Source organism: Methylorubrum sp. Q1 (genome assembly GCF_004683995.1).
GTDB lineage: Bacteria > Pseudomonadota > Alphaproteobacteria > Rhizobiales > Beijerinckiaceae > Methylobacterium.
Map to the genome: position 1 here is coordinate 150,295 of NZ_SRHQ01000008.1, position 25,446 is coordinate 175,740.

The following is a 25,446-nucleotide window of genomic DNA, read 5'->3' on the forward strand; positions in this document are numbered from 1 at the left end:
GACGGATTCCGCTCGGCAGGGATCGCCTCTAGAAGACGGGACGCTTTTCCCGACGGCGAGCCCAGACCGATGCGCACCGAGACGCCCACGACCGTTCGCCTCGAAGACTACCGCCCGAGCGATCACCTGATCGACCGGGTCGAACTCGACGTGCACCTCGATCCGCACGACACCCGCGTGACCGCAACCCTGGCGCTGCGCCCGAACCCGGCGGGCCGTGCGGGCGCCCCCCTCGTTCTCGACGGCGACGACCTTACGCTCCTGGCGCTCGAACTCGACGGGCAGGCGCTGGCGCCGGACGCCGTCCGGGCCGATGCCTCGGGCCTGACGCTGCACAGGCCGCCGCAGCGTCCGTTCACCCTGCGGATCGAGACCCGGCTCGACCCGACCGCCAACACCCGGCTGATGGGCCTCTACCGCTCCAACGGCGTCTACTGCACCCAGTGCGAGGCCGACGGCTTCAGGCGGATCACCTACTTCCTCGACCGGCCCGACGTGCTGTCGGTCTACACCACCCGCATCGAGGCGCAGCGGGAGGCTGCCCCGATCCTGCTCGGCAACGGCAATCCGGTCGAGGCGGGCGCGGTGCCGGGGACGGACCGGCATTACGCGGTGTGGCACGACCCGCTGCCCAAACCCGCCTACCTGTTCGCCCTGGTGGGCGGGCGGCTCGACCGGGTGGCCAAGCCCTTCACCACCATGGAGGGCCGCGCGGTCGAGATCGCGGTCTATGTCGAGCCGGGAAAGGCGGACCGCGCCGCCTACGCGCTGGACGCCGTGGAACGCTCCATGGCCTGGGACGAGACGGCGTTCGGCCGCGCCTACGACCTCGACGTGTTCAACGTCGTGGCCGTCTCTGACTTCAACATGGGGGCGATGGAGAACAAGGGCCTCAACATCTTCAACGACAAATACGTCCTCGCCAGCCCGGAGACCGCGACCGACGGCGACTACGCGGCGATCGAGGCGATCATCGCCCACGAGTATTTCCACAACTGGTCGGGCAACCGCGTCACCTGCCGCGACTGGTTCCAGCTCTGCCTCAAGGAGGGCCTGACCGTCTTCCGCGACCAGGAATTCTCCTCCGACATGCGCTCGCGCGCCGTCCACCGGATCGCCGAGGTGCGGAACCTGCGCGCCCGCCAGTTTCCGGAGGATGCCGGGCCGCTCGCCCACCCGGTGCGGCCGAAGCAATATGCCGAGATCAACAACTTCTATACGGCGACCGTCTACGAGAAGGGGGCCGAGATCGTGCGGATGCTGCGCACGCTGATCGGCGAGACCGCGTTCCGCGCCGGCATGGACCGCTACTTCGCCGACAATGACGGGACGGCCGCCACCGTCGAGGACTTCCTCGACGCCTTCGCGGCGGTGACGGGCCGCGACCTCTCGCGCTTCGCCGAATGGTACGAGCGGCCGGGCACGCCGCGGGTCGCCGTCTCCGGTACCTACGACCCCGCGGCCCGGACCTACCGCCTCGCCTTCCGCCAGACGCGCCCCGGCGCCGGGGCGGATGCGCCGCCCCTCGTCATCCCGATCGGCCTCGGCCTCGTCGGCCCGGATGGCCCGCTCGATGGCCCCTGCGCCGAGCGGGTCGAGGACGGCGTGTTCGTGCTCGAGACCGCCGAGGATGCCGTGACCTTCGAGAATGTCGCCGCGGAACCCGTGCCCTCGCTGTTTTGCGCGTTCTCCGCCCCGGTCCGCGTCGAGAGCACCCTCGACGACGACGCGCGCCTGATCCTGCTGCGCCACGACCCCGACAGCTTCAACCGTTGGGAGGCAGCCCAGCGCATCGCCCTCGGGCTCATGACGGATCAGGTGCGCGGCGAGACGGCCGGGGATGCGGGCGCCGACGACTTCGTCATCGCGCTCGGCGCGTTCCTCGATGCGGAGGGCCTGCGCGACCCTGCCTTCGCCGCACAGGTTCTGGCCCTGCCGAGCGAGGGCGACCTCGCCGACGAGATCGGAACGGAGATCGATCCGGACGCGATCTCTTCCGCGCGCCGCCATCTGCGCCGCCGCCTCGGCACGGGCCTGCGGGACCGACTCCTGAGCCTCCGCGCGGCTCTGGCCGAGCCGGAGGGTACCCCGTTCTCGCCCGACGCGGCCGCAGCCGGGCGGCGGGCCCTGCGCAACGCCGCCCTCGACCTGATCGCCGCCGCCGACCCGGAGGCCGGCACGGTTCTGGCGCAGGCGCAGATCGCGCGGGCGACAAACATGACCGACCGCCTCGCCGGGCTTGCCACCCTCGCGCTCTTGCCGGGCGAGGCGCGGGAGGCGGCGCTGTCCGCCTTTGCCGAGCGCTACGCGAGCGAGCCGCTGGTGCTCGACAAGTGGTTCGCGATCCAAGCGATGATCCCCGAGGACGGGACGGTGGCGCGCATCCGCCGCCTTCAGGGCCACCCGGCCTTTGCCCATACGAACCCGAATCGGGTGCGCTCCCTCGTCGGCAGCTTCAGCCTCGCCAACCCGACCCAGTTCAACCGCGCGGACGGGGCCGGCTACGCCCTCGTGGCCGAGACCGTGCTGGCGCTCGACGGCACAAACCCGCAGGTCGCTGCACGCCTGATGACCGCCTTCGGCCCCTGGCGGCGGCTGGAACCGGTGCGCCGGGCAGCGGCCGAGACGGCCCTGCGTCGCATCGCGGCCACGCCCGGACTTTCTCGTGATGTGACCGATATCGGGACGCGGAGCTTGGCCGGCTAGTTAAGAGTCTGTTGAGGAAAGCGTTTCGGCACCGTGCGGCCGTCACCGGCCGCACGGTGTCAATTCTCCACCCCAAAAACGGCGTGGACAAACGCCGGCCCGCGATGTCCATTGTGAATACGATTCGAAGCAGCCGACGCGGCTCAGGCCAAGGCGCAGTTTCCAAACAGTGCAGAGGTGTCGATATGTCGGGGGCGGTGTCCGCGTCCCTGTCCGCGCGCGTACGCGCGGACACGATCCTCGGGATCCAACGTACGACCGGCACTGCCCAGGCCCGCCTCATCCGGGCGGAGACGTGGCTTCGCTACGCGCTTCCGGCTCTGCTCGTCGTCTTCATGCTCACGCTGCTGGGCGTGGCGGCTCTGCAGATGCGCGGGCGCCACGATGAGGCGATGCGCGTGGCCACCCGCGAGGTCGAAGCCTTCGCGCGCCTCGCCGCGCTCGCCTTGTCGAACGCGTCGTCCGCCACCGAGACGCGGCTCGAGCGCGTGCTGCCGGTCCATCTTCTGCCGGCCGGCCGCGAGGTTCTGGTGATCGGCCCCGGCGGCCGGATTCGCGCCGCCTATCCCGCACCCGCCCCGGCCGAAACCTTCGCCGGGTATCTCGCCGAGGGCGAGCCCATCGCCATCCTCGGCGAGAGCGCCGGGGCGATGACGGTGAATCTCCAGGCCGGCGGTCAGGCGGTCGTCGCGGCCCGCCGCCTGTCCGACGGGATGGGCGAAGTCGCGGTCGTCCAGAGGTTCGAGCCGCTGGCCGACAACTGGTGGCGGATGTTCGCTCACCACGCGGTCTCACTCTCGGCCATCGGCCTGGTGCTGGCGGGCATGGCCACCGCCTACATCCTGCAGACGCAGCGGGCGCAGGCGGCGGACGAGGTCTGCGATCTCGTCAAGCAGCGCCTCGACACGGCGCTCGGTCGCGGCCGCTGCGGCCTCTGGGATTGGGACATCGCCCGCGGCACGATCTTCTGGTCCGACTCGATGTACGCCCTTCTCGGCTACACGCCGGAAAAGGATCTTCTCTCCTTCGGCGACGTGAACGCCCTGCTGCACGCCGAGGACGGTGACCTCTACAGCCTCGCCCGCCACCTCGCCGCGAGCCACGCGACCGTCGATCACGAGTTCCGCATCCGCGACGCGTCCGGCGGGTGGATCTGGCTGCGCACCCGCGCGGAGATCGTCGAGGATGCGGTCGACGGCAGCCGCCATCTCGTCGGCATCGCCATGGATGTCACCGAGCAACGCCGCCTCGCCGAGTTCACCGCGACCGCCGACATGCGCCTGCGCGACGCGGTGGAGGCGGTCTCCGAAGCCTTCGTGCTGTGGGACGCCAGCAACCGGCTGGTGCTCTGCAACTCGAAGTTCCGCGACCTGCACGCGCTGGCCAGCGAGGATGCGGTGCCCGGCCGCCGCTACGATGAGATCATGGGACGGGGCGCCCTCCCCCCCGTGCGCCGGGGCATTCCGGGTTCGGAACGCGGCCCGTCGCGCACCTTCGAGGTGGAACTGACGGACGGACGCTGGCTCCAGGTCAGCGAGCGGCGGACCAAGGACGGCGGTTACGTTTCGGTCGGAACCGACATCACGAGCCTCAAGCGCCACCAGGAGCAGCTCGTCACGTCGGAGCGCGAGCTGATCGAGACGGTGAAGGATCTCAAGCGGTCCCGTCGCACCCTGGAAACCCAGACGCAGCAGCTCGCCGACCTCGCCGAGCGTCATCTCGACCAGAAGGCCCGCGCCGAGATCGCCAATCAGGCCAAGTCCGAGTTCCTGGCCAATATGAGCCACGAGCTGCGCACGCCGCTCAACGCCATCATGGGCTTTGCCGAGCTGATGGAGAGCGAGGTCTACGGATCGCTCGGCTCACCCCGCTACGCCGATTATTGCCGCGACATCCAGCAGAGCGGCACCTACCTGCTCTCGGTCATCGACGACATCCTCCACATGTCGCGCATCGAGGCGAAGCGGGTGAAGCTCGTGCGCCGCGACATCAACCTCGGCACGGCCCTCGCCTCCGCGTTGACGTTGGTGGCCAAGGAGGCAACGAGCAAATCCGTCTCCATCGATCTCGAACTCGCCGGCACCCTGCACGTGCTGGCCGACGAACGGGCGCTCCAGCAGATCTTGCTCAACATCATCCAGAACGCGGTGAAGTTCACCCCGGAGCGGGGGCGCGTCGCCCTGCGCGGGCGCTCCTGCAACAGCTTCGTCCACCTGTTCATCGCTGATACCGGCATCGGCATCCCGAAGACGGCGATCTCCAAGCTCGGCCGGCCGTTCGAGCAGGTCGAGACCAACCTGACTCGCAGCTACAAGGGCTCCGGCCTCGGCCTCGCCATCGCCCGCTCCACCGCGGAGCTGCATGGCGGGTCGCTGCGCATCCGCTCCGAGGAAGGGATCGGCACCCTGGTGCTGGTACGCCTGCCGATGCCGACGCCCGAGCGCCTCGCCGAGGTCGCACGGGAGGCCGAGCGGGACACGCTGGCGGCGATCGGCGAAATGGCCGGCATGCCCCGGGCTGAAGGCGACCGAATCGCGGCCTTCTGAGGATCGGCCCGGCGGGTACGTCGCGATCCCGTGATGGGCGATGTCGATGCGGCGCCTCACCCCGAACTCGCCGATGGTCCGCAGATCGGCCGGCTCCACGCCGGACCGTAATCGTCCGGTCGTCTTCATGGCGGAGGGTCCGCTTCGAGAGATTTGGCCCGCCCTTGGCACCTTTTCCCTGCTCGTAAGACAAAAGGGCATCGGCCGGGCGTGGCGCAGCCGTATTGCCACGCCCGGTCCGGCGAAGACTCCGACCCGTCCTGCTCTACCGGAAGCCTCCATGCCCGCACCGTCCACCATCGACCTCATCGGCGCACCGATCGAGATCGGAACGAGCGAGCCCGGAGCCGTGATGGGCCCGGCGGCCCTGCGCACCGCCGGATTGCTGCGGGTGATTCGGGATCTGGGCTTCACAGTCCGCGACCAGGGCGATCTCGCGCCCGATTGCGCGCCGGGCCAGCGCGACCTCCCCGCGATCCGCGCCTGGATGACCGAGATCTCGCGGGCGGTGGAAACGGCCCTGGACGGCGGAAGCCTGCCGCTCGTGGCAGGCGGCGACCACAGTCTGTCGCTCGGCTCGATCGATGGCGCGCTACGCCATTGCGGCCGCAGCGGGCGGCCGGTCTTCGTGCTGTGGCTCGACGCCCATGCCGACTTCAACACCTTGGAGACATCGCCCTCCGGCAACGTGCACGGCATGCCGCTGGCCGCCCTGTGCGGCGAGCCCGGTTTCGACGACCTCTTCGACGGAGGCGAACGCCCGTTGCTCGATCCGCGGCGCATTCACCTGTTCGGCCTGCGCTCGATCGATGCCGGCGAGCGGGCCATCGTCGCGCAGCGGCAGGTGAACGTCATCGATATGCGGACCATCGACGAGTTCGGCGTAGTCGCGCCGCTGCGCCGCATCCTCGATCGGGTCGCGGCCGCGAACGGCCACCTGCATGTCAGCTTCGACGTGGACTTCCTCGACCCTGCCATCGCGCCGGGCGTCGGCACGACGGTGCCGGGCGGGGCAACGTTCCGCGAGGCGCATCTCATCATGGAGATGCTGTGCGATTCGGAGCTGGTCGGCTCCCTCGACGTGGTGGAGCTGAACCCCTTTCTCGACGAGCGCGGGCGCAGCGCCCGGGCGCTCGTCGAGCTGGTGGCGAGCCTGTTCGGCCGCCGCATCATCGACCGGCCGACCGAGCCGCCGCTGGAGGCGTGACCGGCCTCAGCCGATCCTCTCATGCCGATTCGGCGTCAGCCGATTTCCTCATGCCAAGTACGGCCGTCGCGCTCGATCAGCGCGATCGAGGCGGTCGGTCCCCAGCTTCCGGCGGCGTAGGGGCGCGGCGGGTCTGGACGGTCGGCCCAGGCCTTGAGCAAGGTGTCGGCCCAGGCCCAGGCCACCTCCACCTCGTCGCGGCGCATGAACAGGGTGGCGTTGCCGCGCACCACGTCCATCAGCAAGCGCTCGTAGGCGTCGGGGTAGCGCTGCTTGAACGTCTCCTCGAACGAGATGTCGAGATTGGTCGGGCGCAGGCGCATGCCGCCGGGGCCCGGATCCTTGGTCATCACTTCGAGCTTCATCCCCTCCTCCGGCTGGAGCCGGATGACGAGGCGGTTCGGCTCGCGCCCGAAGGCGTCCGTCGGAAAGATCGAGAAGGGCGAGGCGCGGAACTGCACCACGATCTCGGACAATTTCTTCGGCAGGCGCTTGCCGGTGCGAACGTAGAACGGCACCCCCGCCCAGCGCCCGCTGCGCACTTCGAGCTTGAGGGCGACGAAGGTCTCGGTGCGGCTCGCGGCACTGTTGCCGAGGTCGGTGTGGTAGCCCTCCACCGGCCTGCCGCTGACCGCGCCCGCCACGTACTGCCCCCGCACGGTCACGCTCTGCACGTCGGCGGCGGTGATGGGTTTGAGGGCGCGCAGCACCTTCAGCTTCTCGTCCCGCACGGAGTTCGCGTCGAGCGAGATCGGGCTCTCCATCGCCGTGAGGCAGAGGAGCTGGAGGATATGGTTCTGCACCATGTCGCGCAGGGCACCGGAGGTGTCGTAGTAGCCGCCGCGCCCCTCGACGCCGACCGTCTCGCCCACCGTGATCTGCACGTGGTCGATCACGTCGGCGTTCCAGAGCCGCTCGAAGATCGTGTTGGCAAAGCGCAGGGCCAGCAGGTTCTGCACCGTCTCCTTGCCGAGATAGTGGTCGATGCGGAAGATTTGGCTCTCGGGAAACACCGCGCCGACGGCGTCGTTGATGGCGCGGGCCGATTTCAGGTCCTTGCCGATCGGCTTTTCGAGCACGACGCGGCTGTTCTCACCGATCAGCCCGTAACGGTCGAGGCTGCGGCAGATCGAGCCGTAGAGATCGGGCGAGGTGGCGAGATAGTAGGGCCGGATCCGGTCGGGGCGTTCGTCGAGCAGGCTCTTGAGGTCGTCCCAGCCCTCATCGCCCAGGGCATCGACCGCCACGTAGAACAGGTGATCGAGGAAGCCGGCGAGGCGTGCATCGTCGATCTCGGCCGGCGGCACGAAGCTCTTCAGGGCATCGCGGGCGTGCTCCCGGAACTCCTCCACACTCATGTGGCTGCGCGAGGCGCCGATGATGCGGCTCGTCTCGGGGATCTGAGCATCGCGATAGCGTTGATAGAGGGCCGGCAGGAGCTTGCGCTGCGTCAGGTCGCCGGTCGCGCCGAACACGACGTAATCGAAGGGCGAGACGGGGATGATGGTGGCCAAGCGCGGCTCCCATGTTTCGCGCAGGATTGTTTCGCGCGGGATTCGAAGTGCCGGTCGGCGGCAGAAACGGCTCCTGCGGCCCCGCGGCTCGCACCCGAGAGGTTGCTGAATCTCGGAAGCCTCCGGCACGGTGGGTTATCGGTTCATGGCGACGCCTTGCAAGGGCGCTGCCGAACAAACGAGCCGAGACCTTTGAACCGGAGGGTCAACGCCACGGTGCGTCTCTCCGGGTCCGCAGAAGCGCGCCCCCCAACGCCCGCTCGTAGCGCCATCGTCTCACCCGGGCGAGAGGCGGCTGCGGCGCGTGCCGATGGAGCTGTAATTCGGGTTCGACTTCGAAGCCGGCTCGTCGGCCGGTGGCTTCTTCTCTTCGGCGACCGGCAGCTTGGCGATGCGCTCGATGCGCACGCCTGCGTAATTGCCCTGCCGCCATGCGAGATTGACCCTCAGCACGAAGTCCCGGCCGATAATTCTGATCATGAACGAGGCCGGCAGTTCATACGCCGCGGGCACGCCGAGTTTGGCCCCGGATTTTGAGATATCCTTGACGTTGCAGGGGATCTCGGTGCCGTCGAACAGCCGGATGAGCGCGATCCAGTTCGTGGACGTCCGCTCCTCACGCCGCGCGATAAGCGCCGCTTCGTCGTCGGTTGTCAGCTCGAAGGGGAGATCGGCGATCTGGGTCTGGGAATCCGGCATGGGGACCCATGGCATAAGGCTTCTTGAAGCCGACCATACAGGCAAAGTGTTGATGCAACATTTGCACCGCGACAGACCTCCGCCGACGGCCCGCATTTCGCTGCGCCAAAACCCGACATCCATCGAGGACGCACAGCGCCCGACACCATGCGCACCACGAATGCTGCCGCCCACCGCATGTGGGGCCAAGCTGGCGAAGGAATTCGGAATGAAATCGATTTTATGTTCGGCGGCCGCAGCCGCACTGCAGAACAAGTCGGCTCTTCTTGCAGCGCAACAAAAATATTGTCCAACGCGAAGCTCAAAGCGGCTTGCAAGACATGAACAACCGATTAACCTGCCCCCATCGTAACGCGTTCGAAGTTGACCCCTGGCAGGGAGAGGTCCCATGTCCGAGCTCATTCGCGTGAAACCGACTCATGACGGCACCTACACCGTCTATCGCGGGTCGATGGCCCTGGTCTCGGGCCTGACGAGGCTGCAGGCCGAGCGCTACGAGGCGAGCATCGCTCACCGGCAGCGCGCGTTCTCACCCCTCCTCGGCGCCTGAAGCGCTCGAGCGTCGTCACAAGGGCGCGGCTCCGGCGACGGGGTCCGCGCCTTTTGCATAACGGGTCGAATCGGCTCGATCAGCCGGGGCCGGTTTCCGACGCGATCCAGGCCGCCGTATCCGGGTCGGCTCCCGAGACCGGCAGATGCAGGATGATCGGGGTTTCGTAGGGGTGACGCCGCTTCAGTTCCGCCGCCAGGGCGTCGGCCCGGCCCTCTCGAGTCTTGAAGATCGCGACGACCTCCGTGCCGCGCTCGACCGCGCCTTTCCAGGCATAGACCGACTGCATCCCCGGGATCACGTTCACACAGGCCGCGAGGCGGGCGCGCACGAGGGCTTCCCCGACGTCGAGCGCGGTCGGGGCATCGGGAAAGGTCGTGTAGACGAGGAGCGGTCGCTCCATGCTATGGCTCTCCCTCGGCAGGCCGGCGCCCGTTCGCGGGTGGTCGGCTCGAACCCCGAGTGAGACCGGCTCGGCCTCTTCCCGTCAACAGGGCTGACAGCACGGATGCCGCGTCGCTTTTCACGGATCGCCTTCGTGGCGAGCCCCACGGCCGATGCGCGGGAGGCGGCGGACCTGCTGATGCGCCGCTACGACCACGTCTCGCCCGAGGAGGCGGATGTCGTCGTCGCGCTCGGCGGCGACGGCCTGATGCTTCAGGTGCTGCACCGCTTCATGGACGCGCCCAAGCCGATCTACGGCATGAACCGCGGCACGGTCGGCTTCCTGATGAACGAGTTCCGGGAAGAAGGCCTGCTCGAACGGCTGGAGGCGACCAAGCGTTCGACGATCCACCCGATGACGATGATCGCCACCGACACCGAGGGGAACAGCCACACGGCGCGGGCGATCAACGAGGTCTACATGCTGCGCCAGACCCACCAGACGGCGAAGCTGCGGGTCTCGGTGGATGACCATGTGCGCCTGCCGGAACTCATCGCCGACGGCATCCTCGCCGCGACGCCCGCGGGCTCGACTGCCTACAACCTCTCGGTCGGCGGCCCGATCCTGCCGCTCAACGCGCATCTCCTGGCGCTGACGCCGATCTCGGCCTTCCGGCCCCGGCGCTGGCGTGGCGCGTTGCTGCCGAACCACGCGCGCATCCGCATCGACGTCATCGACGCCGAACACCGCCCCGTGGCGGCGGTGGCCGACCACACCGAGTTCCGCCGGGTCTGCACCGTGGAGACATGGCTCGACCACGCCACCGATCTCGTGCTGCTGCACGACCCCGGCCACAGCCTGGAAGAGCGCATTCTGCGCGAGCAGTTCGGTTGATTCGCTCCCGAGGCCGCATGTCCTTCGAGGGACCCGGGTCGGCGTCCGGTCAGAAGTCGCTGGCGAGGCCCTTCACTTCCCAGTCCTCGTAGCGGACAGGCTCCAGGCCGCCGCGCCCCAGCGTTTCGGGCCGCTCGGCAATCTTGGCCGCGCGGGCGTCAATCGCCGCCCGCCGCTCAGCCGCTTCCGCCAGCGCGCGCTGTGCCGCCGGGGAAAGGGCGCGCGAGGCCGCGTCCTTCTCCTTGGCATTCGCCTGCGTCATGCCGATCTCCTTCATTGCTTGCATCCCTCGCCGACAGATGTGACTGCGTCGGCTCCGGGGCGAGACCCCGCCGATCCCTTTTAGACCAGAACGGCCCTTTACGCGTGGCACCGACCCCCAACCGCCGCCCGCCGCCCCCCTTCGACCCGTCGGTTCCCGGCCTCGCGGCGCGCCACGCGGCGCGGGAAGCGGTGGCGACCCTGCTCGGGCCCGCCCGCGGCCTCGCGCTCGAGGACGCGCTCGCCCAGGCCGCCCGCGGGGCGGGGTTGGATGCGGGGGAAGCCGCGCTTGCTCGGGCAATCGCCACGGCGAGCTTCCGCCGCCTCGGCTTCATCCGGGCGGCGCTCGCCGCCCGCCTGCGGGACGGCTTGCCGGAAGACCGGCCCCACCTTCTCGCCTTGCTCGTAACGGGTGCGGCGCAGATCCTCGATCTGGCGGTGGCCGACCACGCCGCCGTCGATCTCTCGGTGCGCCTCGCGAAAGCCGATCCGCAGCTCCAGCACCTCGTGCCCCTCGTCAACGCCGTTCTGCGCCGGATCGCACGCGAGCGAGACGCGATCCGGGAGCAGGAGAGCGATCCGCTCGCCCACAACACCCCGGACTGGCTCGCCCGGCGCTGGCGGGCCGCCTATGGCGAGGAGGCCGCGCGCCGGATCGCCGTCGCGCATCTCGAAGGCGCGGCCGTCGATCTCACGGTTCCGAACGATCCCGAGACCTGGGCCGAACGGCTCGGGGGAATCCGGCTCGATCTCGGATCGGTACGGCTCGCCGAGGTGCGGCAGGCGGTGGCCGAGCTTCCCGGCTACGCGGAGGGCGCATGGTGGGTGCAGGATGCCGCCGCCGCGCTGCCGGTGCGGCTGCTGGCGCCTGTCTCGGGCGAGCGCGTCGTCGATCTGTGCGCGGCGCCCGGCGGCAAGACGGCCCAGATGGCCGCCGCAGGCGCGGTGGTCACGGCGGTGGACCGTTCGGCCATGCGGCTCGAACGCCTCGGTCGGAACCTCGAACGCCTCGGCCTTTCCGCCGAGGTGGTCACCGCCGATGCCCTCGCCTTGCCGGAGGACGCGCCCTTCGACGCGGTGCTGCTCGATGCGCCCTGCTCGGCGACCGGCACCATCCGCCGCCATCCCGATGTCGTCTGGACGAAGAGCGAGGCGGACGTGATCCGCTTGGCCGGCCTGCAACGCCGCCTGCTCGACAAGGCCGCGCGGCTGACGCGCCCCGGCGGTCGCTTGGTCTACTGCACCTGCTCCCTTGAGCCCGAGGAAGGCAGCGCGCAGGTCACGGCGTTCCTGGCCCGCAATCCGGACTTCGAGCGGATCGCGATCACGCCCGACCGGTTGTCCGGCCATGCCGAGCTGATCGACGCATCGGGCGATCTGCGCACCTTACCGAGTCACGTCGTGGGCGGCACCGGGCGGGCGGGTGGCCTCGACGGGTTCTTCGCGAGCCTTCTGAGGCGGCGCGATTGAACCCGGACGTGTGATCCTGTGATCCGGTCCTCCCGTGGTCCGGGCTCAGGCACGGCTCAGCCGCAATAGGCTCCTAGGCCGGCGCCGACCGTGGCGAGACCCGTCACGAGCGAGAGCCCGCCGGCCATCTCCATCCGGGCCGTCCAGCCGGGAAAGCGCGGCGCCTGTCCGGCGAGAGCGAGGCCGCAGGTCAGGCTGACCAGGCTGAGCAGTGCAATCATTCCTTATCCCGATCGAGCGACCAGCGCGGCGCCGGTCCAGCCGTCCTCAACACGGCCTTCGATGGCGTTAACGCGCCTGCCGCGCTGCCGGGCATCCCCGCTACCCCCGTTCTCCACAGGTTAGCCGAACCCCCTGGGAAAACGACGCGCCGGCAAAGCGAATTCGGCGCCCCGAGGTTGCATAACCTTTGTTACACAATCCCCGTTAACCATTCGTTCAAGTGGGTAAACAAAGCCTTAGCGCGACCCATCGGATTGCGTTAAGTTTTTCCTGCACAACGAACTTCCCTCCCGTTTCGGCGGCTCCATGTCTCACGTGTCCAGCTTCTGGGTGCGCTCTCCTCTCATGCTTGCAGGCGCAGCAGGCTTCCTGATTTTCGGGACGGGGGCGGCCAGCGCCCACGTCAAATGGTTTTGTGCGTTCGATGTCGCCGGGCAGCCCCGGGGCCTCGAACAGGTCCTCTGCACCGACTTCGAGCTTCTCACCGGATTGGCGCTCGTCTGCCTGATGGCCGGCTGTCTCATGGAGGGCACGCCGCTCGGCACCGCGCTCCTCAACGCGCTGGACCGCGTGACTGCCTTCGCTCGGGTCAACAGCGGCCTGATCGTGCGGGCGGTGGTCGGCTTCTTCCTCGTCTCGCTCTGGAACCTCGGCGGCATCATCCTGACGCCGGAGCTGAAGACCGATGTCGCCTGGATCCCGTGGCTCCAGCTCGCCATGGCCGCCGGGCTCCTCTGGAAGCGCACCCTCCCCTTCACCGCCGCCGGCATCGTGTTCCTCTTCGGCTTCGCCGTCTGGAACTACGGCGTCTTCCACCTTGCCGATTATCCGGTGTTCCTCGGCGTGGCCGCCTTCCTCGCCCTGACCGCCCTGGACCGCGACCTGTTCGGCCAGCGCCCGATCGACGTGGTACGCATCGCCGCCGCGATCACCCTGATGTGGGCCTCGGTCGAGAAGTGGGCCTACCCGCACTGGACCGACCCGCTCATCGCCGCCAAGCCGGCCATGACGATGGGCGCCTCGCCGGAACTCTTCATGCAGGCCGCCGGCATCATCGAGTTCACGCTGGCCTTCGCCCTGATCTGGACGCCCCTGGTGCGCCGCGCCTCGGCGATCATCCTGACGGCGGTCTTCATCTCGGCCATCTTCGAATTCGGCAAGATCGACGCCATCGGGCACTCGGGCATCATCGCGGTCCTGATCGCCATCGCCGCCGACGACGCCCGGGTCCCCGCCACCCGCCGGGACGTCATTCTGACGCCGGTCTATTATGCCAGTGCGCTGATGCTGTTCCTCGGCGTCTACTACTTCGCGCACGAAGCCCTCTTCGGCGACGGCTACAGGATCGGCGCGAGCATGACGGGGCTTCCGGTGATCTGATCCGACGCGGAACCCGATCACGACGCTCGGGGGCGCCCCTTGAACAAGGGGGCGCCCCAAACCGTTCGAGGGCGGCGGCATTCACCATCGACGAGGGGAGCAGCCCGTCCCAGCCGCGCCAAAATGGTTTGCGAAAGATTTCCGGCAGGCTGGATTCACGTTTCGATAAGTTTAGCCGGGCCGTCGCCCCCTTCATCTGGACACTGAAGCGGGAAATCGGCGATCAGTTCGAAATGGCGAAAGAAGCATTTCGTTAAATACGCGCCGATGCATTTCCTCTGGACCGTTGCCGTTTAACCCGATGGCAAGCCGCCACCGGCGAAAGTCGGATCTCGAGATCGACGCGGCATCGGACGGGATGGCATGAGACATCGTGAACAGACCGACGCGACGGACCGCGATCGCACGGACGGCACCCACCTTCTCCCGAAGGCCGCCTCGTTCGGCGACCGCCCCCTCCGTGGGCTCGACTTCGCCTCGCAGGATTGCCTCGGCCTCTCGACCCACCCGGACATCGTGGCCACCGCCGCCGACACCCTGCGCCGCTTCGGCGTGCGCAGCGTCTGCGCCGCGGCCGAGGCCGGTGATTCGGTGGCGTTGGAGCGCCGGATCGCCGACTTCCTTCAGATGGAGGAGGCTCTGCTCTGCGCGACCGGCCGTGCCGCGGCCCGCACCGTCATCCGCGGCCTCGTGCGCTCGACGGACCACGTGGTGATCGATGCCGCCATCCGGAGCGGCCTCCGGGAGAGTGCCGAGGCCGCCACCGCAAACCTCCACCCGTTCCGCCATCTCGATGCCGGGCATTGCCGCGCCCGGCTCCGGGCCATCCGGGCGCGCGACGCCGAGAACGGCATCCTCGTCGTGACCGAGAGCCTGTCGCCGCTCGATTCCGGCACGCCGGACCTCGCCGCCCTGCGCACGCTCTGTGACGAGTACGGCGCAACCCTCCTCGTCGACGTCACCCAAGATCTGGGCTGTCTCGGCGAGGACGGGCGCGGCCATCTCGGCCTTCAGGACATGCTGGGCAAGGCCGATCTGGTCACCGGCAGCTTCTCGAAGAGCTTCGCCTCGAACGGCGGCTTCGTCGCCGCCCGCACCCGCGCGGTCACGGCCTGTCTGCGGGCCGCCGAGGCCGAAGCGCAGGCCCTCTCGCCGATTCAGATCGCGGTGATCCTCAAGGCCTTCGCCATCCTCGACGAGGCCGACGGGTGTGAACGCCGCGCCCGGCTGATGCGCAACGTGCTGAACCTGCGTACGGCCCTGCGGGAGCGGGCGCTGACCGTCTGCGGCGAGCCCTGCACCAGCGTCTCCGTCGCGATCGGCTCCGGCGAACTCGCCCGCCTTGCCGCACCGCGCCTGATCGAACTAGGCCTGCTGGTCGATCTCACCGCGTCAGCCGAGGCCAGCCGCCTGCGGATGCACGTCACCGCCGAGCACTCCGATGCGGAGATCGCACGAGCCGCCCTCGGCGTCGCCGAGGCGCTGGACCGGGCGCGCGCCGATCTCGCCGAGCGCTCGCGCCGGCCGAGCCTGCGCGTCGCCGCTTAGTGTCTCTCAAAAAATTCCCGCTGCGCCGTCATCGCCAGAGAAAGAACGGCCAGAGATCGGAAGTCTTGTGAGGTACGCTACGCCCCGGCCCCGGTCGAACGGCGCCGGGAACGCCGTCCCCCGAAACCGGCCACCAAGGCTTCGGGACGGAATCGTCAGAGAATCATCCCACGGGCGTCGGCTTCGCTCTCGACGGCATCGAGCAGCGCACGGGACGCGATCAGGCGGCGATCGATCATCGGGTCGGTGAGCCGGTCGATCCAGAGCGGCCACGTCGCACGCGCCGCCGAGGTGCGATCTTCGAGATCGCTGCGGACGGCCCGCAGATAGGGCGCCGCGCCGGGACCGAGTCTGTCCAGGGTGACGCACAGGTCGCGGCGGAACTCGTGCGAGATCCGGGCGAGCCCGGCATGGGCGGTCTCGTAGGCGCCGATCAGGGCATGGGCGTGCCCGACCGCCTCCTGGGGATAGATCGTGCGGAACATGGGGTGTGTCTCGCAGGGCCCGTCCAAGCGAGGGCCTTTCGATCAATGCGCGGAAATGAACCCGGTTCTGGTCGCGACATCGATAATGTTCGAGGGCGCAGGCCAAGCTCGACCGTGATCGGGCACGTGATTCCGTGGTCGAGCTTGGCTTTTCCGCCGATCTGATCTTGTGCAGCGCATTGTTGACACTCGCCGCACGTGATGCGACTGCGCCGCACCTTAAACGGCGCTCCCGACGATCCGGGTACTGCCAGTCCCTCTCGTGACTGCGACGGTACCGCGTGACATCGGACGGGACACCGATCCGCCGGTGCATTCGTTCCGGCGCCACGGCGACGGGACGACATGACGCGAGCGTTCATTTTTCCGGGTCAGGGCAGCCAGGCCGTCGGCATGGGCAAGGCGCTGAGCGAAGCGTTTCCGGCCGCCCGGCAGGTGTTCGAGGAGGTCGATGCGGCGCTCGGCCAGAACCTCTCGCGCCTGATGTTCGAGGGTCCGTCCGACGAGCTGACGCTGACGGCCAACGCTCAGCCGGCGCTGATGGCAGCGAGCCTCGCCGTGCTGCGCACGCTCGAGGCCGAGCGCGGCCTGGATCTCACGCGCGATGCCGCCTTCGTCGCCGGCCATTCCCTCGGTGAATATTCGGCGCTTGCCGCCGCCGGCACCTTCTCGATCTCCGATACCGCCCGCCTGCTGCGGATTCGCGGCGAGGCGATGCAGCGGGCTGTCGCGCCGGGCATCGGCGCGATGGCCGCGCTGATCGGGCCCGACCTCGCCACCGCCCGCGACATCGCCGGCGAGGCGGCGGAGGGTCTGGTCTGCGATGTCGCCAACGACAACGGTGGGGGGCAGGTCGTGCTCTCCGGCCACCGGGAGGCGGTGGAACGGGCGATGGCGCTGGCGCAGAGCCGCGGCGTGCGCCGCGCGGTGCTCCTCAACGTCTCCGCCCCGTTCCATTGCGCGCTGATGGCGCCCGCAGCCGAAGCGATGCGCCGGGCGCTGGCCGAGGTGCCGATGCACGCCCCCGCCGTGCCGGTCTATGCCAACGTCACCGCCGGCCCGCTCACCGAGCCGGACGCGATCCGCAATGCGCTGATTACCCAGGTCACCGGCACCGTGCGCTGGAGCGAGAGCGTCGCCGCCATGGCCGAGGCGGGCGTCGATCGCTTCTTCGAACTCGGCGCCGGCAAGGTGCTGACCGGCCTCGTCAAGCGGATTGCACCGAACGCGACCGCGAGCGCGGTCGGCACCCCCGACGACGTCGCCGCCTACGCCTGAGCGTCTCTCACGAAACGCCCGATGCGCCGTCGGACCCGGAGGGGCGGCGATCAACGATCGGGCGCTTTACGAGGCACTCCGAATTTCCACGACGACCAGAAGAGCCGACATCATGTTCGACCTCACCGGCCGCAAGGCCCTCGTCACCGGCGCGACCGGCGGACTCGGCGGTGCGATCGCCCGGGCGCTGCACGCGCAGGGCGCCCACGTCGCGCTGTCCGGCACCCGCCGCGCGGTGCTCGACGAGCTGGCGGCGGAACTCGGCGGCGAGCGCGTCGCGGTGGTTGAGGCCAACCTTGCCGACAAGGAGGCGGTGGAGGCTCTGCTTCCGGCTGCCGAATCAGCGCTCGGCGGCCTCGACATCCTGATCAACAACGCCGGCATCACCCGCGACAACCTCTTCATGCGGATGAAAGACGAGGAATGGGAGGCGGTGCTCAACGTCAACCTGACCGCCGCCTTCCGGCTCTCGCGGGCCGCGCTCAGAGGGATGATGAAGCGCCGCTACGGCCGTATCATCGGCATCGGCTCGGTCGTCGGCGCGACCGGCAATCCGGGCCAGGGCAACTACGCGGCGGCCAAGGCCGGGCTGGTGGGCATGACCAAGGCCCTGGCAGCCGAGGTCGCGACGCGCGGGATCACGGTGAACTGCATCGCGCCCGGCTTCATCAGCTCCGCGATGACCGACGCGCTCAACGAGAAGCAGCGCGAGACGATTCTCACCCGCGTACCCGCCGGCCGACTCGGCACGGGCGCCGAAATCGGCGCCGCCGCAGTCTATCTCGCCTCGGAAGAAGCGGGTTACGTGACGGGCCAAACGCTGCACGTCAATGGCGGCATGGCGATGTACTGAGAATGTCCACAAAGAGGTGTTCCAACCGGAAAACCACGGCGATGAACGCTTTCTGAACCGCCACTCGCCAGAGCTGAAACCCTGTGTTAACACCCGGCTCAGCCGTGCAGGGGAGTTGACGGTTCAGCGGGTTGCGGCTTTTTCCAAACCACGCGCGATCGAACACCGGCCGTCCAGAACAAGCCCCGAAGTGGGTGAGGCGGCCACGGCGCTTTCGTCAGAAGCACACACCATCACGATCGAGAAGACGAGGACCAACAACGATGAGCGATATCGCCGAGCGCGTGAAGAAGATCGTCGTCGAGCACCTGGGCGTCGAGCCTGAGAAGGTCACCGAGGCCTCCAACTTCATCGACGATCTCGGCGCCGACAGCCTCGACACCGTCGAGCTGGTGATGGCGTTCGAGGAGGAGTTCAACGTCGAGATTCCGGACGACGCGGCCGAGACCATTCAAACGGTCGGTGACGCGATCAAGTTCCTGGAGAAGAACTCCGCCTGAGGCGGTGGGCTCGTGCGGGCGGGGTCGATGAGGCCCCGCGCGCCGTCACGTTTTGAACCAAGCGCCCTGCGGGACGGAACGGTCCTTCAGGGCAAAAGCGTCCTTTAGGGACTCAAGCGGATCGGTTGGGATCGGGCAATGCGGCGGGTGGTGATCACGGGGCTGGGGATGGTTTCGCCGCTGGGTGGCAGCGTCGAGCATACCTGGAGCCGCCTCATCGCCGGTGACAGCGGAGCCTCCGCGGTCACCGCGTTCCAGACCGACGACCTCGCGTGCCGGATCGCCTGCACGCTGCCCTTCGGCGACGGCTCCAACGGCACCTTCAATCCCGATTTGTGGATGGAGGCCAAGGAGCAGCGCAAGGTCGATCCTTTCATCGTCTACGCCATGGCCGCCGCCGGCCAAGCGCTCGACGATGCCGACTGGCATCCGAAATCCGACGCGGATCAGGAGGCCAGCGGCGTCCTGATCGGTTCGGGCATCGGCGGCATCGGCACGATCTACGACGCCTCCGTGACCCTCCACGAGAAGGGTCCGCGGCGCATTTCGCCCTTCTTCATTCCCGGCCGAATCATCAACCTCGCCTCGGGGCAGGTCTCGATCCAGCATGGGTTGAAGGGCCCGAATCACGCGGTCGTCACCGCCTGCTCCACCGGCGCGCACGCCATCGGCGACGCCTCGCGGCTGATCGCGCTAGGCGACGCCGACGTGATGGTGGCCGGCGGGACCGAGGCACCGGTCAACCGGCTGTCGCTGGCGGGCTTCGCCGCCTGCCGCGCGCTCTCGACCGGCTTCAACGACCAGCCGACCAAGGCCTCCCGGCCCTACGACCGCGACCGCGACGGCTTCGTCATGGGCGAAGGCGCGGGCATCGTCGTGCTGGAAGAGTACGAGCACGCCAAGGCGCGCGGCGCCAAGATCTACGCCGAGGTGATCGGTTACGGCCTCTCGGGCGACGCCTACCACATCACCTCGCCGGCCCCGGACGGCGACGGCGGCTACCGCTGCATGAAGGCGGCGGTGAAGCGGGCCGGGATCGACCCGTCCGAGATCGACTACATCAACGCGCATGGCACCTCGACGCCGCTCGGCGACGAGCTGGAACTGAAGGCCGTCGAGCGCCTGCTCGGCGATGCCGCCTCCAAGGCATCGATGTCGTCCACGAAATCGGCCATCGGCCATCTGCTCGGCGCGGCCGGGGCGGTGGAAGCGATCTTCTCCGTGCTCGCCATCCGCGACGGCGTCATGCCGCCGACGCTGAACCTCGACAATCCGTCGGTCGAGACCGCGATCGATCTCATCCCGCACGAGGCCAAGCGCAAGCGCGTCGACACGGTTCTGTCGAACTCGTTCGGCTTCGGCGGCACCAATGCCTCGCTGCTGATGCGCCGGGTCGCGTGACGACAGACTTGGCAACTTCGGTCTGAACGCGCGTCGGGTGCGGCGGCTCTGCCGCAGACAACGCCATTTCGCCACAAAACTGCTTACACTGCCTCGCAAAACGCCCGGTCCACGAGCGAGCGTTTCGTGAGAGACACGCGAGGCTTCGTCCATCGTGCCGCGGCGTCGCGCGCTCGGCCCTCGGGTCGAGCGACCGGCGCGGAAGGCTCTGGACGGACCTTCGCGTAGGGCCACAGCAGGATTCCGGATGTTTCGCAGACGACAAGAGCCGCCGTCTCCGCCGCCCGCTTCCGAGGAGCCGTCGCTGCCGAACCGGCCGTCGCCGCGCAGCCCGAGCGAGGCCATCAAGCCCACCGTCGCCCCGCCCCCGCCCGAGAAGCCTGAGCGCCGCCGCGGCGGCCTGCTCGCCACCATCAGCGGGTTCCTCACCCTCGGTGTCGTCCTCGCACTCGGCGCCCTGATCGGCCTGACCCTGCTCAATCGCCAGACCTCCGAGCCGGGGCCGCTCTCCGCCGACAAGGTCGTGGTGATTCCCAGCCGCAGCGGGACATCGGACATCGCCAGCATCCTCGCCCGTGAAGGTGTGATCGAGCATCCGAGCCTGTTCGAGATGTCCGCCCGATTCGGCGGCAAGGGGCCGCTCAAGCATGGCGAGTACATGTTCAAGGCCCATGCGAGCGTGAAGGACACGATCGAGACCCTGACCAACGGGCGTCAGGTCCAGCACGCGATCACCTTCCCCGAGGGCCTGACCTCGGAGCAGATCGTGGCCCGGCTCGGGGACAACGACATCCTCTCGGGCGAAATCGCCGAGACGCCGCCCGAGGGCTCGCTTCTTCCCGACACCTACAAGTTCGAACGCGGCGCCACCCGCCAGCAGATCCTCAACCTGATGCGTGCCAAGCAGCGCGAGGTGCTGAACCAGATCTGGCAGCGTCGCAGCCCCGAAGTGCCGGTCAAGACGCCGGCCGAGATGGTGACGCTGGCGTCCATCGTCGAGAAGGAGACCGGCCGCGCCGACGAGCGCCCGCGGGTCGCGGGCGTGTTCGTCAACCGGCTGCAGAAGCGGATGAAACTGCAATCCGATCCGACCATCGTCTACGGCCTGGTCGGTGGGCGCGGCACCCTCGGGCGCGGCATCATGCGCTCGGAAATCGAGCGGGCGACCCCCTACAACACCTACGTGATCGAGGGCCTGCCGCCCGGCCCGATCGCCAATCCCGGCCGCGCGGCTCTGGAGGCGGTCGCCAACCCGTCGCGCACCAAGGATCTGTTCTTCGTCGCCGACGGCACCGGCGGCCACGCCTTCGCCGACACGCTGGAGGGTCACCAGCGCAACGTCACGCGCTGGCGGCAGGTCGAGCGGTCCCGCCAGCAATCGCAGCCGGCGGATCCGGGCGCCGTCGACAAGGTCGATCCGAACACCGCCGAGCCCAATGCCGTGCAGCCCTCTGGCCAGCCCGGCACCGCTCCCGGCCGCGCCTCGGCCTATGCGCCGGGCTCGAACTCGGCCTTCGCGCTCGACGGCGCCACCGATGGCGGTGCGGGAGGCCCGCGCCCGAAGGCCTTCGACGCCTCGGAGGGGACCCGGCTCGATCCCCTGCGCAACAAGACCTACGACCTCGGCTCACCGAAGACGGTGCCGGCACTCCGCAACCCGTAACGGCAAAGACGTCGCGCTGCCGGTGACGCTCACGGGTCGCGCGCCGCTTCGACGGATCGGGTGCAAAGAATCCCGCGATCCAAGGCGGCGACATCGAGCTGGTCGAGGGAGGTCACGACGAGGTCGGCACCGGCCGCCCGCAGCAGGGCCGCGTCGCCGAGGCGGGCGATGCCGAGGCTGGCCATTCCGCCGGCCTGCGCCGCCCGGATCCCCGCCGGCGCATCCTCTACGACGAGGCACCGGACCGGCGGCACGTTCACGGCTTTGGCAGCGAGCTGAAACAGGGCCGGGTCGGGCTTGCCGCGCGGCCCGTCGCGTCCGCTGACATCCGCATCGAAGAGCGACAGCAGCGTGCGCCCGTCGGGCAGGGCCACGCGGGCCAGCATCGCGTCGGCGTTCTTCGAGGACGAGGCGAGCACGGTGCGCAACCCGGTATCCCGCAGCGCGACCGCGAGACGAATCGCATCCGGGAAGGCTGTGAAGCGATCCTCGGCGATGAGGCGTTCGATCACCGCCTGCTTCCTCTCGGCAAACGCAGCGGCGTGGGCGGCGGCCTCGGCGTCGCCGAGACACTCCAGCGTGGTCCGCGCGCCCTCCAGGCGCCGCTTGCCCGCGACATGGGCTTGATAGAAGGCCGTGGTGAAGCCGGCCGGGTCGGCGAACCCGGTCAGGGCCTCGCGCCACGCCTGCTCGTGGGGTGAATCCACCAGCACACCATCGACGTCGAAGATCACCGCACGCAGCATCCGGGGCACGGCATCATGTCTCGGGGGCATGGGCGCCCCCGGCTGACTTGCGGATCGCTCTCGTAACCGAAGGTTCCGCTCCCGACAGGCAAACGCCCTCGTCGACGTGCCAGAGGGTCAAGCCGTCGCCCGCCAGCAGGCTGTAGATGGCGGAGTCGTGGCTCAGTGCGACCCGGATCGTCTGGCCGCGCACCGTCAGGGTGAAGCTCAGCCGCGTCCATGCATCGGGCAGGCGGGGGTTGAAGGTGATGCGCCCACCCGTATCGCGCATCCCGGCAAAGCCATAGACCAGCGCGAGCCACGTGCCCCCCATGGCCGCGATGTGCGCGCCGTGCTTCATGTTTCCGCCGATGTCGGAGATGTCCATCGCCACGGCGAAGTTGAAGTAATGGAACGCCTTCTCCCGCAGGCCGATCTCGTTCGCGACGATGCTCTGAATGCAGACGGACAGAGACGAGTCGTGGGTGGTCAGCGGGTCGTAATACGCGAAGTTCCGTTTTTTAGCCTCCGGCGTGAACTGCTCGCCCAGCAGAAACATGGCCATGACCATGTCGGCCTGCTTGATCACCTGCGCGCGGTAGAGGTTCAATGGGTGGTAGTGCAGCAAAAGTGGGTAATTTTCCTCCGGTGTCCCGGCGAAATCCCACTTCTCCAGTTCGAGAAACGTATCGTCCTGCGGGTGGACCTTCAGCTCCTCGTCGTAGGGGAGGTACATTCGTTCGGCCGCCTGATCCCAGGCATCGGGCTCGTCCGGATCGAGGCCGGTGCGGCCGGCGAGGGCATCGAAGATGCCGGGGTGGTCGCGCTGCAGCATCCGCACGGTTTGGGCGGCGTAGCGCATGTTTTCCCGGGCCATCAGATTCGTGAAGCAGTTGTTGTTGACGAGCGCCGTGTATTCGTCCGGCCCCGTCACCCCGTGGATGCAGAAGCGGCCGCTCATCCGCTCGGAGAAGAACCCGAGATCGCACCAGAAGCGCGCGGTCTCGATGAGGATCTCGGCGCCGTAGCGGCACAGGAAATCCACGTCCCCGCTCACCTCCACATATTTGCGAAGCGCGTAAGCAATGTCGGCGTTGATGTGATACTGCGCCGTCCCCGCAGCGTAATAGGCGGAAGCCTCGCGCCCGTTGATGGTCCGCCATGGGAAGGTCGCGCCGCGTTGCCCGAGTTCCCGGGCGCGGTCGCGGGCGCTGTCGAGCATGTCGTAGCGGACCTTGAGCAGGCTCCGCGCCATCAGCGGATTCGTGTAGATCAGAAACGGCAGGACGTAGATCTCGGTGTCCCAGAAGTAATGTCCCTCGTAGGTCCGCCCGGTCAGTCCGCGGGCGGCGATGCCGTGCCCCTCCGCCCGTTCCGAGGCTTGCATCAACTGAAACAGGTTCCAGCGGATTGCTTGCTGCGTGCGCGGGCTGGCCGATTCCACCGCCACGTCGGCCCGCTCCCAGAAGCGGTCCATGTCCCGCCGTTGGCGCGCGAGGATCGCGGGGACGCCGCTCTCGACTGCGCGGTCCAGCGTCCATGCCACCTGGGAGCGGATCTTCTCGGGCGCCGCGCTGCCGGAGTAATGGTAGCTGAGGTATTTCTGGATGCGGATCGCCCCACCGGGCGCGAGAACGCCGCGTAGGACGACCGTGGCGAGATCGTCGTCGCAGGCGGCGCGCACGGCGAGGGAGCAATCGGCCGTGACGACGTGGTCCATGCCGCAGCCGAGCACCAGCTCCGAACTTCCGGTGCGATAACTGAGGATCGAGCGCAGCGCCTCCGACTGCGTTCCGGTCGGATGCAGGACACGCCCCACGAACCCCTCCGCCAAGCGGGGATCGCTGGTGTCGGTGGCCAGGGGCTGATCGTTCCGCAACTCGGACGCGATCACCACCGCCACCTCGGCGTTCTCGGCCGTGAGTTCGTAGGCGATCGCGGCGAGGTGGCGATGCGCGAGGGAGACGAGGCGGAGCGTGCGCAGATTCAGGCGCTTGCCCGCCGGCGTCACCCACGACACGTCCCGGCTCAAAGTGCCGGTCCTGAAGTCGAGGATCCGGCGATACGAGAGGATCTCGGCCTCCGGGAGGGTGAAGGGCTCGTCGTCAACGGAAAGCTTCAGAACCGTCCCCTCGGGACAGTTCAGGATGCTTTGCCCGCGCGTCGGAAAACCGTAGGCGCGCTCGCCGTAGACGATGGGGCGATACTCGTAGAAGCCGTTGAGATAGGTGCCCGCCTCACGGACCGGCATCCCCTCATCGGTGACCCCGCGCAGCCCGAGATAGCCGTTCGAAAGAGCGAACATCGTCTCCGCCTGCCCGGTGAATTCGCGCGCCATCCGGCCATCGTAGCGGACGGCATCGATTGCCCATGGGTTCGGGGGAAACATGTCGGCGGGCGGAATGAGGCGCGGGCGCAGCATCGGTCGTCCGTTCTCTCCGTTTTAGGGGATTTCGCCGTCGCGCTACCGTTTGAGCGCCGATGGCGTCGCTCCGGCGCCGGATGCAGCGGGATGGCCTCAGCCGTGGCCATGATCTCCAAGGGCACAGCGACGGCTTCAGGTGCTCTCGCGTCGTGACCGATCACCTCGGACCGATCGATGGGATCAAGCCTCTGTTGTCGCCTTTTCTTGCGCGCTGACGCGGTCTCCAGTTCGGCCAAGCGCGCGCGTGTCCGTCGAAGCGGCGAGACCAGTGTTCGGCGAAACGATTGCTGCTCTCGTCGACAAGTGACCTGTCGGACTACCAACCGGATGCTCCCCCCGATTCAGGGAAGGCCGTTACAATGCTCGCGCAACAGTCGAGGTAGAATCCGTTGCGCTTTTGCAAATGCAGGCTGCGCCAAGTCGGTTCCCGCGCCGGACAGCTATCGAGACAGATTTAGGCCCACCATCGCAGCAAACCAGCGCAACCAGACCGGCCTGTCAGTGTTGAACGACAGATGCATTGGCCTTTCATGCCTGAAATGTCGTTTATTGATCAAATGTTATCGGGTCCAATTGGCAATCAATCCACCAACACGCTCTCGATAGAGGCGCAAGATCATCATTTGGCAGCTTCAGGAGATTTTTATTCCTTCAGCCATCTTGGGCCGACAGCGGCTCACCCGATTGGATAGGCGGTCGATAGAGGGAAGAGTTTGAATGCGATCCTGTATCTC

The 25,446-nt window shown here is 68.3% G+C and carries 21 protein-coding genes; 13 read left to right on the plus strand and 8 right to left on the minus strand.

Annotation, left to right across the window (positions count from 1 at the left end):
* Window positions 1-69 precede the first annotated feature (69 nt).
* The 3 genes from pepN (at window position 70) to rocF (ending at window position 6,459) form a co-directional block, all read left to right on the plus strand.
* Window positions 70-2,706 (plus strand): aminopeptidase N, encoded by a 2,637-nt coding sequence (pepN, locus tag E4V01_RS10145; RefSeq protein WP_135298264.1) that lies wholly within the window; start codon window positions 70-72, stop codon window positions 2,704-2,706.
* Window positions 2,707-2,891: 185 nt separating this feature from the next.
* On the plus strand, window positions 2,892-5,252 hold the full coding sequence (locus E4V01_RS10150) for a PAS domain-containing sensor histidine kinase (RefSeq protein WP_135298265.1): 2,361 nt from the start codon (window positions 2,892-2,894) through the stop codon (window positions 5,250-5,252).
* A 280-nt stretch (window positions 5,253-5,532) separates the two neighbouring features.
* Complete coding sequence (rocF, locus tag E4V01_RS10155) at window positions 5,533-6,459, plus strand: arginase (RefSeq protein WP_135298266.1); 927 nt, start codon at window positions 5,533-5,535, stop codon at window positions 6,457-6,459.
* A gap of 35 nt (window positions 6,460-6,494) precedes the next feature.
* On the opposite strand, the gene zwf is transcribed toward rocF, so the two are convergent.
* Window positions 6,495-7,973: a glucose-6-phosphate dehydrogenase gene (gene zwf, locus E4V01_RS10160; protein ID WP_060768358.1), complete on the minus strand. Its 1,479-nt coding sequence runs from the start codon at window positions 7,971-7,973 to the stop codon at window positions 6,495-6,497.
* Between the two features lie 276 nt (window positions 7,974-8,249).
* Window positions 8,250-8,927 (minus strand): PilZ domain-containing protein, encoded by a 678-nt coding sequence (locus E4V01_RS26155; protein ID WP_245517494.1) that lies wholly within the window; start codon window positions 8,925-8,927, stop codon window positions 8,250-8,252.
* Window positions 8,928-9,060: 133 nt separating this feature from the next.
* Between E4V01_RS26155 and E4V01_RS25660 the strand changes: the two genes are divergently transcribed.
* A complete protein-coding gene (locus E4V01_RS25660; RefSeq protein ID WP_193763183.1) occupies window positions 9,061-9,222 on the plus strand; it encodes a hypothetical protein in 162 nt (53 codons plus the stop codon).
* Window positions 9,223-9,301: 79 nt separating this feature from the next.
* Here E4V01_RS25660 and cutA read toward each other — a convergent pair whose 3' ends face one another.
* Entirely contained in the window at window positions 9,302-9,625 is a 324-nt protein-coding gene (cutA, locus tag E4V01_RS10170; protein WP_060768360.1) for a divalent-cation tolerance protein CutA, read from the minus strand.
* 105 nt (window positions 9,626-9,730) lie between these two features.
* Here cutA and E4V01_RS10175 point away from each other — a divergent pair, with 105 nt between their 5' ends.
* Complete coding sequence (locus E4V01_RS10175) at window positions 9,731-10,501, plus strand: NAD kinase (RefSeq protein WP_003604954.1); 771 nt, start codon at window positions 9,731-9,733, stop codon at window positions 10,499-10,501.
* Between the two features lie 49 nt (window positions 10,502-10,550).
* Here E4V01_RS10175 and E4V01_RS10180 read toward each other — a convergent pair whose 3' ends face one another.
* Window positions 10,551-10,778, minus strand: coding sequence for a DUF1674 domain-containing protein (locus E4V01_RS10180; RefSeq protein ID WP_060768361.1), 228 nt, complete (start codon window positions 10,776-10,778; stop codon window positions 10,551-10,553).
* An 89-nt stretch (window positions 10,779-10,867) separates the two neighbouring features.
* Between E4V01_RS10180 and E4V01_RS10185 the strand changes: the two genes are divergently transcribed.
* The gene (locus tag E4V01_RS10185; RefSeq protein ID WP_135298267.1) at window positions 10,868-12,232 is read left to right on the plus strand and encodes an RsmB/NOP family class I SAM-dependent RNA methyltransferase; all 1,365 of its coding nucleotides are present in this window, start codon (window positions 10,868-10,870) and stop codon (window positions 12,230-12,232) included.
* Between the two features lie 56 nt (window positions 12,233-12,288).
* Here the strand turns inward: E4V01_RS10185 and E4V01_RS25665 are convergent, their stop codons facing one another.
* Window positions 12,289-12,453, minus strand: coding sequence for a hypothetical protein (locus E4V01_RS25665; RefSeq protein ID WP_193763184.1), 165 nt, complete (start codon window positions 12,451-12,453; stop codon window positions 12,289-12,291).
* A 346-nt stretch (window positions 12,454-12,799) separates the two neighbouring features.
* Here E4V01_RS25665 and E4V01_RS10190 point away from each other — a divergent pair, with 346 nt between their 5' ends.
* Entirely contained in the window at window positions 12,800-13,834 is a 1,035-nt protein-coding gene (locus tag E4V01_RS10190; RefSeq protein ID WP_060772110.1) for a hypothetical protein, read from the plus strand.
* Between the two features lie 363 nt (window positions 13,835-14,197).
* Window positions 14,198-15,382 carry a pyridoxal phosphate-dependent aminotransferase family protein gene (locus tag E4V01_RS10195; RefSeq protein ID WP_135298268.1) on the plus strand — a complete coding sequence of 395 codons (1,185 nt, stop codon included), beginning with the start codon at window positions 14,198-14,200 and terminating at the stop codon, window positions 15,380-15,382.
* 155 nt (window positions 15,383-15,537) lie between these two features.
* Here E4V01_RS10195 and E4V01_RS10200 read toward each other — a convergent pair whose 3' ends face one another.
* Entirely contained in the window at window positions 15,538-15,867 is a 330-nt protein-coding gene (locus tag E4V01_RS10200; RefSeq protein ID WP_135298269.1) for a hypothetical protein, read from the minus strand.
* A gap of 345 nt (window positions 15,868-16,212) precedes the next feature.
* Between E4V01_RS10200 and fabD the strand changes: the two genes are divergently transcribed.
* From fabD to mltG, 5 genes are all read left to right on the plus strand, one after another.
* Window positions 16,213-17,145, plus strand: a complete 933-nt coding sequence (gene fabD / locus E4V01_RS10205; RefSeq protein ID WP_135298270.1) for an ACP S-malonyltransferase — start codon at window positions 16,213-16,215, stop codon at window positions 17,143-17,145.
* Between the two features lie 112 nt (window positions 17,146-17,257).
* Window positions 17,258-17,998, plus strand: a complete 741-nt coding sequence (gene fabG / locus E4V01_RS10210; RefSeq protein WP_012605587.1) for a 3-oxoacyl-[acyl-carrier-protein] reductase — start codon at window positions 17,258-17,260, stop codon at window positions 17,996-17,998.
* A gap of 263 nt (window positions 17,999-18,261) precedes the next feature.
* A complete protein-coding gene (locus tag E4V01_RS10215) occupies window positions 18,262-18,498 on the plus strand; it encodes an acyl carrier protein (protein WP_003599981.1) in 237 nt (78 codons plus the stop codon).
* A gap of 138 nt (window positions 18,499-18,636) precedes the next feature.
* Entirely contained in the window at window positions 18,637-19,899 is a 1,263-nt protein-coding gene (fabF, locus tag E4V01_RS10220; protein ID WP_003599984.1) for a beta-ketoacyl-ACP synthase II, read from the plus strand.
* Window positions 19,900-20,146: 247 nt separating this feature from the next.
* Window positions 20,147-21,562, plus strand: coding sequence for an endolytic transglycosylase MltG (mltG, locus tag E4V01_RS10225; RefSeq protein ID WP_060768366.1), 1,416 nt, complete (start codon window positions 20,147-20,149; stop codon window positions 21,560-21,562).
* A 29-nt stretch (window positions 21,563-21,591) separates the two neighbouring features.
* Here mltG and E4V01_RS10230 read toward each other — a convergent pair whose 3' ends face one another.
* A complete protein-coding gene (locus tag E4V01_RS10230; RefSeq protein WP_135298271.1) occupies window positions 21,592-22,338 on the minus strand; it encodes an HAD family phosphatase in 747 nt (248 codons plus the stop codon).
* Window positions 22,322-24,709: a glycoside hydrolase family 65 protein gene (locus tag E4V01_RS10235; RefSeq protein WP_135298272.1), complete on the minus strand. Its 2,388-nt coding sequence runs from the start codon at window positions 24,707-24,709 to the stop codon at window positions 22,322-22,324. The genes E4V01_RS10230 and E4V01_RS10235 overlap by 17 nt, the downstream gene beginning before the upstream one ends.
* Window positions 24,710-25,446: the final 737 nt, after the last annotated feature.

What these genes read in the sequence shown, in the direction of transcription:
- E4V01_RS10175 (WP_003604954.1), top strand. Translation starts at nt 9,731, where the DNA reads ATGCCGCGTCGCTTTTCACGGATCGCCTTCGTGGCGAGCCCCACGGCC.
- E4V01_RS10200 (WP_135298269.1), bottom strand. Translation starts at nt 15,867, where the DNA reads ATGTTCCGCACGATCTATCCCCAGGAGGCGGTCGGGCACGCCCATGCC.
- E4V01_RS10195 (WP_135298268.1), top strand. Translation starts at nt 14,198, where the DNA reads ATGAGACATCGTGAACAGACCGACGCGACGGACCGCGATCGCACGGAC.
- fabD (WP_135298270.1), top strand. Translation starts at nt 16,213, where the DNA reads ATGACGCGAGCGTTCATTTTTCCGGGTCAGGGCAGCCAGGCCGTCGGC.
- E4V01_RS10150 (WP_135298265.1), top strand. Translation starts at nt 2,892, where the DNA reads ATGTCGGGGGCGGTGTCCGCGTCCCTGTCCGCGCGCGTACGCGCGGAC.
- E4V01_RS10215 (WP_003599981.1), top strand. Translation starts at nt 18,262, where the DNA reads ATGAGCGATATCGCCGAGCGCGTGAAGAAGATCGTCGTCGAGCACCTG.
- E4V01_RS10180 (WP_060768361.1), bottom strand. Translation starts at nt 10,778, where the DNA reads ATGAAGGAGATCGGCATGACGCAGGCGAATGCCAAGGAGAAGGACGCG.
- pepN (WP_135298264.1), top strand. Translation starts at nt 70, where the DNA reads ATGCGCACCGAGACGCCCACGACCGTTCGCCTCGAAGACTACCGCCCG.
- E4V01_RS10235 (WP_135298272.1), bottom strand. Translation starts at nt 24,709, where the DNA reads ATGCTGCGCCCGCGCCTCATTCCGCCCGCCGACATGTTTCCCCCGAAC.
- E4V01_RS10190 (WP_060772110.1), top strand. Translation starts at nt 12,800, where the DNA reads ATGCTTGCAGGCGCAGCAGGCTTCCTGATTTTCGGGACGGGGGCGGCC.
- E4V01_RS25660 (WP_193763183.1), top strand. Translation starts at nt 9,061, where the DNA reads ATGTCCGAGCTCATTCGCGTGAAACCGACTCATGACGGCACCTACACC.
- E4V01_RS10230 (WP_135298271.1), bottom strand. Translation starts at nt 22,338, where the DNA reads ATGCCCCCGAGACATGATGCCGTGCCCCGGATGCTGCGTGCGGTGATC.
- rocF (WP_135298266.1), top strand. Translation starts at nt 5,533, where the DNA reads ATGCCCGCACCGTCCACCATCGACCTCATCGGCGCACCGATCGAGATC.
- fabG (WP_012605587.1), top strand. Translation starts at nt 17,258, where the DNA reads ATGTTCGACCTCACCGGCCGCAAGGCCCTCGTCACCGGCGCGACCGGC.
- mltG (WP_060768366.1), top strand. Translation starts at nt 20,147, where the DNA reads ATGTTTCGCAGACGACAAGAGCCGCCGTCTCCGCCGCCCGCTTCCGAG.
- cutA (WP_060768360.1), bottom strand. Translation starts at nt 9,625, where the DNA reads ATGGAGCGACCGCTCCTCGTCTACACGACCTTTCCCGATGCCCCGACC.
- fabF (WP_003599984.1), top strand. Translation starts at nt 18,637, where the DNA reads ATGCGGCGGGTGGTGATCACGGGGCTGGGGATGGTTTCGCCGCTGGGT.
- E4V01_RS25665 (WP_193763184.1), bottom strand. Translation starts at nt 12,453, where the DNA reads ATGATTGCACTGCTCAGCCTGGTCAGCCTGACCTGCGGCCTCGCTCTC.